Genomic DNA, 12128 nt, shown 5'->3' with positions numbered 1-12128 from the left:
AGGCTTGAGATGTAGGAACAGTCAAAACATTCTAGTCCTTTTATGAATGAATTGGGATATAGTTAATTCCGGAAAGTACATCCAAATATTTTTTGGTTATCAATTTTTTCAATCTCAATTGATACTTAACATCTTACATGAGCTATTGTAATAGTAACAGCAACTCTCCCCACAATCGTTTTACGGTCCATTCCGGTTAAGCCAGTTAACAAAAAAGGATACCCCCCACTTCGCCAGCGGAAAATATCCTCAAGTCAGTTTTAAAGTGTGAACACAATTCCCAAAACCAGATAGCACACCCCAGAAATCAACCCAAATCGAGCCGGTGCATTAACCACGATTGGCGCGTTTTTGGCACTCGCCACGTGATGGACTTCGACCTTTTCCCCCGGCATGAGATCTTCCTTATCTGCCCGGTTGTGTCGCCGGAAGAGGTGCCGCCACCCCGTAAATAAATGTCCTTTTAACAGAACACAGATGGCACCAAACACAATGAGGGCCAGACCGACTAAAAATAAAATATTGCCGATCACCATCAGCGGCTGTCCCAGCAGCTTCATCACCAAAGCCACCAGTAATCCTGCCGCTACGGTTCCCGTTGCCCATCTCTGCCAACTATTCATCCAATCACTCCTAATACTCACTAAGAAAAAATTCGCCCATTACACTTGGCTCTACTCATGCTATATCTATACAGACTTTAATCGCCAATAACCTACTACACAGTAATAGTCAGCTACTTTCTCGATAGCAATATTGACCATCTACTCATTAACCACAATCGCATCAATGGCCGGATTAATTAACCAATTATACGACATCGGTAGGATATTTCAACGTTTCTCACAGCCGCCGAAATTTCTGACGGCCACAGCGCAATCAGCTCATCCTAACCTTCCTTCGTAATTAGGGTAAGAAAAAACTTGAGCCAACGCAAAGCGCTACTCAAGTTTTTGTCATTTTTATTGTTCGTGACTCCGGAAACGGTTCTTAAACAATGGGCTGACTGGCCGGTTTTCGTTGATTCGCTTGATGGCTTGACCAATCAGCGGACCAACCGAAATTTGTTCGATCTTGTCAATTTGCTTGTCGGCCGTTAATTGAATTGAATCCGTCACAACTAATTTCTTAATTGGAGAATTCTTGATCCGTTCAATTGCCGGACCGGACAGAACTGGGTGGGTACAGCTAGCGTAGACTTCCTTGGCGCCGGCTTCCATCAAAGCCTTGGACCCCAAGGTAATCGTCCCAGCGGTATCAATCATATCATCGATCATGATGCAACGTTTACCCTTGACATCCCCGATGATGTTCATGATTTCCGCCACGTTCGCCCGTGGTCGCCGCTTGTCGATAATGGCAATTGGGGCCTTGAGGAATTCGGCCAACGCCCGGGCCCGCGTCACACCACCATGGTCAGGTGAAACGACGACCGCGTCTTCGGCTAAGCCGTTGCTTAAGAAGTAGTCCGCCAGTAACGGTGCGCCCATCAAATGGTCGACCGGTACATCGAAGAATCCTTGAATCTGCGCAGCATGTAAGTCCAACGCCACGACCCGCGTTACGCCGGCCGTTTGGAGCATGTTTGCGACTAATTTAGCCGTAATTGGTTCCCGTGACCGGGCTTTACGATCTTGACGCGCGTAGCCATAGTACGGAATGACCACGTTAATGGTGGCCGCACTTGCCCGCCGTAAAGCATCGATCATGATCAGCAGTTCCATCAAGTTATCGTTGACGGGCGCTGAAGTTGACTGAATCACATAGACGTGACTGCCCCGGACACTTTGTTCAATGTTGATCCGGATTTCGCCGTCACTAAAACGGTCCACCGAAGTCTTCCCTAATTCGACACCAACCTCGTTAGCAATCTTTTGCGCCAACGGTTTGTTGGAGTTTAACGCAAAAATCTTTAATTTAGGGTCAAAATATTGCGTAGCCATAATTTCCTCCAATAGCAACTAGTCTGCCTGAATTTACTACAACAATTTTATGCTATCGGGCCCGGAAACACAAGACCTTCAGCTTAATCTTCACCACGATATGGTAGTTTCTGATAGTAATTAGGCTTGTTCGTTTGCCGTTGCCGAGCAATTGCCATGTCGTATTTGTTGACAGCGTCGGTAATTGTTGACCCCGCCGCGATGAAACTGTGGTCAGCCACATCCAAGGGAGCGACCAAGTTTGAGTTTGAACCGATAAAGGCATCGTCGCCCACAACCGTCTCGTGCTTGTTCTTGCCGTCGTAGTTGACGAAGACAACCCCACAACCGACGTTGATATTCTTGCCGAGCTTAGCGTTACCCACGTAGGTCAAGTGGCCAACCTTCGTGCCTTCACCGATTGTCGCCTTCTTCACTTCGACAAAGTTGCCGAGGTGCACCTTAGGCCCGATGTGTGATTCTGGACGCAAATGGCTGTTGGGACCAATGTTGCTGCCAGTGGCCATGTCGGAGTCTTCTAGCAGAGAAGACGTGACGGTCACGTGATCGGCCAACTTGGCGTTCCGCAATTCGGAGTGCGCGCCAATGTAGCAATCTTCACCGATGACCGTGTCGCCCTTTAACAGAACGCCGGGTTCGATGATGGTGTCGGCACCGATCTTGACGCCGGCATCGATGTAAGTCGTTTCCGGATCAATCAACGTGACCCCATCTTGCATGTGCTGACGGTTGATTCGTTCGCACATGATCTTCGTGGCGGCGGATAAGGCCACCCGGTCGTTAACCCCCATGGATTCATCGAAATTAGCCATTTGGTAAGCCGCTACGATGTCCCCTTGGCGCTTCAAAATTTCAATGACGTCGGTCAGGTAGTATTCGCCCTGCGCGTTGTCGTTGGACGTTTCGTGAAGGGCCTTAAACAACTTCTGGTTGTCAAAGACGTAAACACCAGTGTTGATTTCGTGAATTTCTTGTTCTTCGGAGTTAGCGTCCTTTTGTTCAACGATTTTTTCAACGATACCGATATTGTTGCGGACGATGCGGCCATAGCCGGTTGGGTCCGGGGCAATCGAGGTTAAGATCGTTGCGGCGGCGTGCTTGGCTTCGTGATAGGCAAAGAGGTCTTCGAACGTTTCGGCACGGAACAATGGCGTGTCCCCACTAACGATTAAAGTCGTTCCTTGTTCATCCTTTAAGATGGGTTCCGTCTGTAAAACGGCGTGGCCCGTCCCCAGTTGCTTGGCTTGCAGGGCGTATTGTGTCCGGTCACCAAGTGTGGTCTTCACGTCGTCGGCACCGTAGCCCACGACCGTCACGATCTTATCCATGCTGGTTTGCTCAACCTGCGTCAACACATGGTCGACCATGGCCTTGCCACAAACCTGATGCAATACTTTGTACAACTTTGACTTCATCCGGGTGCCCTTGCCGGCTGCGAGGATAATGGTATTTCTAGTCGTCATTTCCAAATATACTCCTAGCTTTATTTAGTTTCGTCACCAAAGATCTGCGTGAGGTAGTTCCCCGGTGTCACACGAATCTGTTCATCCGCCGTCTGAATCTTCAGTAACGACGTGTACTTGCTAACGGTCCGTTGACCGGCAAAATCACCTTCAGCGAACACCGCCACACCAGCCAATTGCGAATCAAACTCGTCGACTAATGAGCGCAGGCCCCCAACGGTCCCGCCGCCCTTCATGTAATCATCGACGATCAGGACCCGTGAATTAGGCTTCACACTGCGCTTCGACAGGGCCATGCGTTCAATACGCTTGGTCGAGCCAGAGACGTAGTTCACACTCACGGTCGAGCCTTCGGTGATCTGTGAATCGTGACGAACGATGACAAATGGCACATTTAGGTAGTTGGCCACGCTTTGAGCCAACGGAATTCCCTTGGTTGCCACGGTCACGACCACGTCGACATTTTGGTTCAGATACTGGGTCGCCAGAATCCGCCCGATTTGCCGTAAAGCGGCTGGTCGGCCAAGGATATCTGACATGTACACGTAGCCCCCTGGGAGGTAACGGTCGGCTTCAGATAATTCTGAAATCATTTCACTGACGAATTGTTCGGCTTCTTCCCGTAAAATATACGGAATGAACCGCGCACCGCCAGCAGCACCAGGAACCGTCTCCAGAAGACCGGTTCCCCGAGCTTGGAAGGTTCGCTTCAAGATGGTCAGGTCTTCACTGATGGAAGACTTGGCCGACTCATATCTAGCTGCAAAAAAGGTCAATGACACCAATTGATGCGGCCGTTCCAATAAATACCGGGTCATGTCCACTAACCGGTCACTTCTTCTGACTTTCAACTTCTTCACCTCAACTATTTCTTTAGAGTTAATTGTAAAGCTAATTTTAGCATAATTGTTCGGGTTTTTCGTGATATTTTCGTGAGAAATGGAAAAACTCACGGAACTTGATTTTCTGAAAGCGGATGAAACCCGTTAACACCGGCTATCACCTTGGTTTATTACAATTTTGGGGATGTGAGGGGATTGGCCCACTGCCAGCGACTAGAAACGCCTGCCACCTCGGCGGACTGTGACCGTTTCGCCTCCTACCAGTGCCCGCACCCTTCACACTTCAATCCAACCTTACTCCGGTCTGTCACGTCAGTTCAAGCAATGACCATCGAAAATCAATATTTACTGGTTTCCCCTACAGTGCTTTCAATTTTCCACGCAACCCGCGTAAACGTGAATTCCGAACGGTCGTGAGCGAGAGTTTTCGGCGCATAGAAAACTCCCAGCTCATGAGATGCACTTTGAGCTGGGAGTTATTAGATTATTTTTAAATTGGTCGGACTATATGATTATGCTGACAAGCTCTGAGCATCAACTAAACAATGCTAAACGCTTAGCAACCTTACCAGCAATCACCATTGCTGCCATAGATTCACCGTGTAAGCCGAGAGGCCGGCAAATATGGGCTCAGGCGCGTCGTTCTGCTTGGTCGGCGTTTCATGCCGGCTTAACAGAAAACCAATCTTGAAGACTCGGCACTTGCGAGGCTTCAAGTTGCGTTCGCACCGTTCCAGCCCATATCTGTCGGCCGGTAAGGCGAAGACCTCGTCCATGTTGCCTATTCAGCCGTTTGAAGTTTCTGCCAGCCGAGGGCGATGAAGTAGAAGATGGCTTCAATGGCCGCGATGAAGAAGGAGACCGGATAGTTCGTCACGTAACTCAGCGTTAACCCGCTCCAAACCCCAATCAAGGCTAGCACGATGGCCAAAACCATCATACCGCCGACCGTGTGGGCAAAGTATTTCGCCGTCGCTGCGGGTAACGTCAAGAGGATGAAGATCAGTAATGACCCCACGATTTGCGCCGCTACACTCACACTCAACGCCAACAGGACTAAGAAGGTCACGGATAACGTGTTGGTCCACAGCCCTTTGACCCGTGCCCCGGTGTGATCAAACGAATCGAATTTCAAGAACCGATAGATCACGAACACGACTAGCAATACCAGCAAGGACAGCCACAGCATCTGTTGCACATCACCGGCACTGATACCGATGACACTCCCAAACAGGATGCTGGTGGCATAGCTTGCATTCTTATTGGCCAATGACAGGAATAGAATCCCCATCCCAATAAAGAGTGCGGAAATGGCACTGGTAGCCGCTTCTCGGCGTTCACTGCGGGCACTTAGCTGGCCCACGATGACCGAACTGACGACCGTAAACAGGAGCATCCCGTTCAACGGTGCCCATCCGGCAAAGACCCCAAAGGCCGCACCGGAAAATCCAATTTCGGAGAGTGTATGCGTCAAGAAGGACATATTTCTGGCAATCACGAAGACACCCATGATGCCACAGATAATGGCAATGATGGTTCCGGCCGCGAAGGCGTTGCGCATAAATTCATAACTAAACATTTTCGCCCTCCCAAACCTTTTCCTGCGTGAGACCACTGATGGGTCCCTGTTCCGCGCCATTTGGCGTCAACATCAAATACTGCGAGCTGTATTTACGAGCCATCGGAATATCATGCGTCACAAATAACACGGTCAAGTGTAGCGACTCATTCAGCTCGATAACGAGATCCAAAAGTTCCGTCTTGGTCACGGGGTCCAAACTGGCCGTCGATTCATCGAGAATCAACAGGTTCGGCGCTTCCACCAACGCTTGGGCGAGGTAGGCCTTCTGCTTTTCCCCACCAGATGCCTGCCCGATCGGTCGATTGGCAATGGCTTCCAGTCCGGTCCGCTGCAAAATCGTCTGGACCTTTTCCCGTTCCTTCCGCGATAACCACGGCCACTTCCAGCCGGTCAGATTCAACCCGACAAAGTCCCGAATGGTTAGGGGATAGTCCGCGTCAATATTCCGAAATTGTGGCACGTAGCCGATCTTGACCTCATTGGTAGCAGGTAGGTAAGCGACTTGACCGTGGGTGGGCCGCAACTGATGCAACACGGTCCGCATCAATGTCGTCTTCCCGACCCCGTTCTTACCGACGATACTCCAGAATTCGCCCTGCCGAATCGTCAGGTTGAGGTCGCTAAAGACTGGATGATTCGGGAAGGTGACCCCGAGATGTTCCAATTTTAAAATGGGTGCTGCCGTCATAGTTACTTCTCCTTCTGCTGGATCCGTTGGACTTGTTCATACTGCTTCAACATCCACGTCCGGTAGTCTTGGTTGGCCGGCATAGTCTCGGTCACCTTGACGACGGGAATGCCGTATTTTTTGGCCAAACGAACCATATTCGTCACGTTTTTACTGGTATTTTGCGTATTCTCCACAAAAAATGCCACGCGGTGATGCTTTAGTTGGGACTGTAATTGGGTAATATCAGCCGGCGTCGGGTCACTATCCTCTTCAATCGACTGGGCAAAGTGCCCGTCGCTGATGCGGTAGCCCATCGCCGTCAGGGCCAGATCAAAAACCGGCTCACTGACGGCTACCCGTTGCCCGCGACCATTTTTGGCCAATTGTTTGGCTAAGCGTGGCAAGGCCGTCAGCTGCTTTTCATAAGCTGCGCCTCGCTCGCGATAGGCCTTGGCGTGGGCCGGGTCAAGCTTACTGAACTGAGTCACCAAGTGGCGGGTAACTTTGATCATCACATTCGGGTCCGACCACAGATGGGGATTGTCCCCGGTCTGCTTGCCCATTAGCTTACCGATATTAAGCGTCTTGGTCCCGGAGTCCCGATTGGCCTGAACAACGCGGTCCATCCAGCTGTCATACCCCAGCCCGTTTTCAATCACGACATCGGCCGTCGCCACCTGTTTGGCCGTCTTGACGTCTGGCTCGTAGCTCTCGGCGTCGATGCTAGGACTATTGATGACCGTGGTCACCGTCCCCTGCTGGCCTAAAATGGTCCGCGCCGCTTCACCATAAAAGTCTAGCGTGGCGACCACATTGATCTTACCGGACCGGTTCGGCGTCGTTGTCTGACACCCGGCCAGTATTAAAATTGCCGCTAAACTCATGATTAACGTTAAAACCCGTGACCATTTCCGCATGTTCTTCCACCTTTTATGTAAATGATAATGATTACCATTTAGTATTCTACCAGAAATTGAAAGCTTGTCAACAAGTCTCAAATCTGTCCAGACGAAAAAAGTGAGAACCCACGTGGGGCCCTTACCTTTTAGGCAAATCTTTCAATTCTTTTAAGTTCGAAGTTGGTTATTCGTCAACCATAACTCAGTCTTCCACGTAAGGCTTTAAGAAGCCCGCGACCATCTGATCGTAACGTTCGGGATCTAGCTTCCGGGTCTCGATATGACCTGCGACCGGATCGCGATACTTTTGCTTGGGCCCAGCCGCCGCTTGATAGAGAATGTTGAGATTGGTGACTGGCACCGTCTCATCATTAGCACCTTGAATCAGGAGTAATGGCAAATGCGTCTTCCGCAATTGCGCGGCAATGTCACCGTCCGCCAAACGGTAGCCGGCTAAGCGGGAATACTGATCGGCAATTGGCAGTGTTGGGGTCGCTGGCACATGGTACTTGTGATGCAAGCGGAACCGGGCTTCGGCCATGACGGAGGCATATCCGGAATCAGCAATTATGGCTTTTACGTTGCTAGGAAGCTCTTCTCCAGCAGTCGCCATCACCGTCGCAGCCCCCATGGAAATTCCGAGCAGAACAATCTGACTGTCCTCACCACATCTATTGATGACCTGCTGGATCCAGCCCTGATAGTCAATGCGGTCCGGCCAGCCATAACCGATGGTACAGCCCTCGCTCTCACCATGTGCCCGGGCATCTGGCATTAAGACATCGTAGCCCCAGTCGTGAAAGGTCCGCGCCCAAGGAATCATTTGCTCACGGGCATGGCCCAAGCCGTGCGCTAAAATGACGACCTTCGTCGTTGGGTGGTCGGCAGCTAGAAAACTTGACCGTAAGATGAGACCGTCTAAGCTCGTCTGGGTCCACTCGGCTGGATGTTGCCGCAGATACCAAGCATTATCCGCCGGCGCATTTTCCGCAATTGCCCGGAGCTTTGATTTCCGCCGTCCCCGTGAGAAGGACTTCGTGATTGCCTGATAGACAACCGCTGACCCACCTAAAACGCCAACTGCACTAGCCACGGTCGCAACCGCCGCACCAGTGACCCACTTTTGCCAAGTCTTCATCTGCACTACCCCATTTCGTTTTTGTTTGCTACCTTAACTGTACCCAAATTCTGCGGGGAGTGCCACTATTTACGTCGAGTTTACCGCGTCATTTAACTGGTTGCGTTACATTATGTCTTATCCTTATTTCCTGGGGAATAACTTGGAGCCGGATTAGTTTGAATTTTCAGCAAGTGTATCCTAATTTCAGAAAAAAACATCTTAATCGTACCATGACGTTCATCTCATTTCTGATTGATTATTGCCATTATAGGTTAACTTGCTAACCCTAACGACGCTTAACCATCAGTTCATTCTGCATCCGTCCGAGCCACCTGTTCAGTTGATGCCGACGAACATTGCCGGTGTGCTTTTTCCGTCTGACCATATAGCAGCTGAAGTAACTCCAACTGCGTTCGCTTCGTTTTCAATGCCGCGTTCAACTCAGCTGCTAGTCCCGTATCTAGGCGTTGTTGTTCTCTTTCCACGACCCTCACCTCTGGTAACAGAATGCCGGAATCCAACTCGGAATACAACCGAAGCGCCTTATAAATTTCGTTATACAAATATTGCTGTAAAAGGGCTATCCATCACGTTCATCTTCTGTCCAAAAAGGACCTCACCAGCCAACATTCAGCCAGTAAGGTCCTCAAAACAGTCACAGCTTAATTACCGTACTTCCATCCGCACAGCCCCTGCTGCCGGTTCATCCCCGTTCTCCACGTAGAATTGCCGGACAGCACCAATTAGATTGGCGTCATTCAAGAAACGACAGGCCCGCACGTCGGCCGTCAACGCAGCCTTGTGTTGGTGCATCAGGTGTTGAATCCGCTGTTGCAGGTCGGCCACGAATCCCGGTCGCGCCGAGATGCCGCCGCCAATCAACAGGCGTTGCGGATTCAGGCTGACGTAGAGGTTGAACGTCCCAATGCTCAGCCAATTCAGCATCTCACCCACACACTGCTGGGCAATGGTGTCGCCGTTATTGGCGAGGTCAAACACGTCCTGTGCCGTAAACGCCGTGGACAACTCTTTCAGTCGTTGGTAGCGCGCCGCCATTTTGACCGGACTTGCCAGCTGACTAAACGTCTCGCCGGCTGGGTTCATGACCATGTAGCCGAATTCGCCGGTGAAATTATCCTGACCGGCCATCAGCTGCCCGTTAATCGTCATGGCACCGCCAATGCCCGTTCCAATAATCATATAGATGGCATCGTCGACGTCCTTGGCATTGCCCCACCAAGCCTCAGCTAATGCCGCACAGTTGGCGTCGTTTTGAATGCTGACGGGGACGCCTAGTGCCGTGCGCAACGTGGCCTTGATGGGAAATTCGTTCAGATAATCCACGGCACTGGTCCCGGAGATTTTCCCCACGACCGTGTCGACACCCCCGGGCAGGCTAACTGCGACGCCCGCGAACGGCAAGGCCAGCTCACGTTTGACCGCAATCAGCTTATCCAACAGTTCCGGCCACGTTTTCGGCGTATTGAACCGGTTTTTGTGCGTCAAATTTTCTGCCGCCCAGACGCCATACTTTACGGTTGTCCCGCCAATATCAATGGCGAGGATCGGTTCAGGCTTTTGCGTCATCATGCTCACCATCCAATGAAAGGTCCTCGCCGTTGGTAGCGATCACGCGCTGGTACCAGTAGAAGGAATCCTTCCGGTAACGCGCTAAACTACCGCTACCATCGTCGTTGCGGTCAACGTAAATGAACCCGTAGCGCTTCGACAGCTGACCGGTGCTGGCGGACACAATATCAATGGCACTCCACGGTGTGTAGCCCATGACCGGCACGCCGTCTTCCTCCATGGCCAACTTCATTTGGACAATGTGGTCACGCAGGTAGTCGATCCGGTATTGGTCGTGGACTTCATGGTCGGCGGTCAATTTGTCGATGGCCCCGATCCCGTTTTCCACGATAAATAGTGGTAAGTGGTAACGGTCATTCATCCAGTTCAGCCCGTAACGTAGGCCTTCTGGGTCGACTTGCCACCCCCAGTCGGATTGCGGTACGTATTTATTCGTGACCAGGTCGCGGCTCTCGTTGTAGGAGAACTGCTTGTCTTCGTGGTCGCTGGCCTGCGTCGCAAAAGACATGTAGTAGCTGAAGCCCAGGTAGTCGACGGTCCCGCGCTTCAGGTTGGCCAGGTCGGCCTTGGTGATGTCCAAGTCGTACCCCTTAGCGTCAAAATACTGCGTCAACCAGGTCGGATAAGTCCCCTCACACTGGACGTCGGAGAACCAGAACCGGGCTTGCATGGCCCGTTGCGCCTTCAACACGTCACTCGGCTTGTCGGTTGCTGGATAAACCGGCGAGAAGGCCACCATAGCCCCCACTTGGAAATCAGGATTGATCTGGTGAGCGATCTGAACAGCCAGCGAACTAGCCACGACCTCGTAGTGACCGGCTTGATACATGACTTCTTCGGCGTTTTCACCCGGCTTCACCTGAATTCCGGAGTTGGTAAACAACGTGAAGGCCCGATCGTAGTTACTCTGGTTGTTAATCTCGTTAAACGTTAACCAGTACTTGACCTTGTCTTGGTAGCGTTCGAAGACGGCCTTGGCAAAACGCGTAAAGAAGGTAATCGTCTTACGGCTACGGAATCCACCATATTTCGTCACCAAGTGGTAAGGCATTTCAAAGTGGGAGAGCGTGACCACGGGTTCGATGTTGTACTTCAGGCATTCATCGAATAAGCGGTCGTAAAACTTCAGTCCCTCTTCGTTGGGCTCAATCTCATCACCCTGCGGAAAGATTCGTGACCAGGCAATCGACGTCCGAAAGCTCTTAAAGCCCATTTCGGCAAAGAGCTTCACGTCTGCTGGGTATTGGTGGTAGAAATCCACGGCGTCATGGTTCGGGTAAAATTCGCCCGCCTGCACGCCGTCCGTGATTTTCCGCTCGTCGTGACTCCCCGCGGCGGTCATGACATCGGCAACACTAAGGCCTTTGCCACCAACGTTGTAGGCGCCTTCAACTTGGTGCGCAGCAACGGCACCGCCCCATAAAAAGTTCTTCGGTAATCCATGTTTAGTCAATTCAATTTCCTCCTAAAAATAATCCGATTAAATTTTTCGCCTGCGGCTGCCAGGCGCCACGCTATGGGGACCGCCTATAGCCAAAGAGCGGTCTGTAGGCTCGGCCTGAAGCCTCACAAAACGAGTCTTCAAGCCGTCCCGTGCTGTAAGTCGACATAAAACGTCGACCAACACCACTGTCACAGCGTTCTGTCTGGCCTCCTCCGGCTTAAACTTGTTCATTGTTTAGCAGACTTCACCTGTTAACCTACACTCATAGTTATCAGATATGACGGTAACTTTATTTCTAACATTTGTGACGTCTGTCGCCTTCTGGCTATGTTCGTCATAAATGTTCAACTGAAATTACACGCTAAACCATCTAACATTTCCAATTACGCTACAAGATTGTCGCCAATTCGCCGACCGGCAACCATTATTTATCAGCCGAAACCATCTCAAGCCGGAGAGTTTCAGGCAGAGCGCTGTGTCGGTGGTGTTAGCTAGCGTCCTTCGCTAGGTTACACCACGAGACGGTTCGAAGACTCGCTTTTCGAGGCTTCAAACCGAGACCGAAGACCGCCCTT

At 51.1% G+C, this 12128-nt stretch carries 11 protein-coding genes; all 11 read right to left on the bottom strand.

Features of this window, described 5'->3' with window-relative positions; translation table 11 throughout:
- Nucleotides 1–260 precede the first annotated feature (260 nt).
- Nucleotides 261–623, bottom strand: coding sequence for a DUF3899 domain-containing protein (locus FC99_RS10225; protein WP_048732640.1), 363 nt, complete (start codon nt 621–623; stop codon nt 261–263).
- A gap of 339 nt (nt 624–962) precedes the next feature.
- A complete protein-coding gene (locus tag FC99_RS10220; protein WP_048732642.1) occupies nt 963–1943 on the bottom strand; it encodes a ribose-phosphate diphosphokinase in 981 nt (326 codons plus the stop codon).
- 83 nt (nt 1944–2026) lie between these two features.
- Nucleotides 2027–3406: a bifunctional UDP-N-acetylglucosamine diphosphorylase/glucosamine-1-phosphate N-acetyltransferase GlmU gene (gene glmU, locus FC99_RS10215; RefSeq protein ID WP_048732644.1), complete on the bottom strand. Its 1380-nt coding sequence runs from the start codon at nt 3404–3406 to the stop codon at nt 2027–2029.
- 20 nt (nt 3407–3426) lie between these two features.
- Nucleotides 3427–4257 carry a pur operon repressor gene (gene purR / locus FC99_RS10210; protein ID WP_082153175.1) on the bottom strand — a complete coding sequence of 277 codons (831 nt, stop codon included), beginning with the start codon at nt 4255–4257 and terminating at the stop codon, nt 3427–3429.
- A 772-nt stretch (nt 4258–5029) separates the two neighbouring features.
- Nucleotides 5030–5827, bottom strand: a complete 798-nt coding sequence (locus FC99_RS10205; RefSeq protein WP_048732646.1) for a metal ABC transporter permease — start codon at nt 5825–5827, stop codon at nt 5030–5032.
- A complete protein-coding gene (locus tag FC99_RS10200) occupies nt 5820–6518 on the bottom strand; it encodes a metal ABC transporter ATP-binding protein (RefSeq protein ID WP_048732647.1) in 699 nt (232 codons plus the stop codon). Before FC99_RS10200 ends, FC99_RS10205 begins: the two co-directional genes overlap by 8 nt.
- A 2-nt stretch (nt 6519–6520) precedes the next feature.
- Nucleotides 6521–7417, bottom strand: coding sequence for a metal ABC transporter solute-binding protein, Zn/Mn family (locus FC99_RS10195; protein ID WP_048732649.1), 897 nt, complete (start codon nt 7415–7417; stop codon nt 6521–6523).
- Between the two features lie 184 nt (nt 7418–7601).
- Nucleotides 7602–8537 (bottom strand): alpha/beta hydrolase, encoded by a 936-nt coding sequence (locus tag FC99_RS10190; RefSeq protein WP_048732651.1) that lies wholly within the window; start codon nt 8535–8537, stop codon nt 7602–7604.
- A 290-nt stretch (nt 8538–8827) separates the two neighbouring features.
- Nucleotides 8828–9004, bottom strand: a complete 177-nt coding sequence (locus tag FC99_RS10185; RefSeq protein ID WP_156166887.1) for a hypothetical protein — start codon at nt 9002–9004, stop codon at nt 8828–8830.
- Between the two features lie 181 nt (nt 9005–9185).
- A complete protein-coding gene (locus tag FC99_RS10180; protein WP_235805909.1) occupies nt 9186–10109 on the bottom strand; it encodes an ROK family protein in 924 nt (307 codons plus the stop codon).
- Nucleotides 10090–11562, bottom strand: coding sequence for a 6-phospho-beta-glucosidase (locus FC99_RS10175; protein WP_048732654.1), 1473 nt, complete (start codon nt 11560–11562; stop codon nt 10090–10092). The genes FC99_RS10180 and FC99_RS10175 overlap by 20 nt, the downstream gene beginning before the upstream one ends.
- Nucleotides 11563–12128 lie beyond the last annotated feature (566 nt).

Origin of the sequence: Levilactobacillus koreensis JCM 16448 (assembly GCF_001435525.1) — a bacterium.
GTDB classification, from domain to species: domain Bacteria; phylum Bacillota; class Bacilli; order Lactobacillales; family Lactobacillaceae; genus Levilactobacillus; species Levilactobacillus koreensis.
Note: the sequence above shows the minus strand (reverse complement) of the source record. Positions and strands in the feature narration are given on the sequence as shown.

Bases quoted from the DNA above. Each gene is read 5' to 3' on its own strand.
- FC99_RS10195 (WP_048732649.1), bottom strand. From the start codon at position 7,417: ATGCGGAAATGGTCACGGGTTTTAACGTTAATCATGAGTTTAGCGGCA.
- FC99_RS10200 (WP_048732647.1), bottom strand. From the start codon at position 6,518: ATGACGGCAGCACCCATTTTAAAATTGGAACATCTCGGGGTCACCTTC.
- FC99_RS10220 (WP_048732642.1), bottom strand. From the start codon at position 1,943: ATGGCTACGCAATATTTTGACCCTAAATTAAAGATTTTTGCGTTAAAC.
- FC99_RS10190 (WP_048732651.1), bottom strand. From the start codon at position 8,537: ATGAAGACTTGGCAAAAGTGGGTCACTGGTGCGGCGGTTGCGACCGTG.
- FC99_RS10180 (WP_235805909.1), bottom strand. From the start codon at position 10,109: ATGATGACGCAAAAGCCTGAACCGATCCTCGCCATTGATATTGGCGGG.
- FC99_RS10225 (WP_048732640.1), bottom strand. From the start codon at position 623: ATGAATAGTTGGCAGAGATGGGCAACGGGAACCGTAGCGGCAGGATTA.
- glmU (WP_048732644.1), bottom strand. From the start codon at position 3,406: ATGACGACTAGAAATACCATTATCCTCGCAGCCGGCAAGGGCACCCGG.
- FC99_RS10205 (WP_048732646.1), bottom strand. From the start codon at position 5,827: ATGTTTAGTTATGAATTTATGCGCAACGCCTTCGCGGCCGGAACCATC.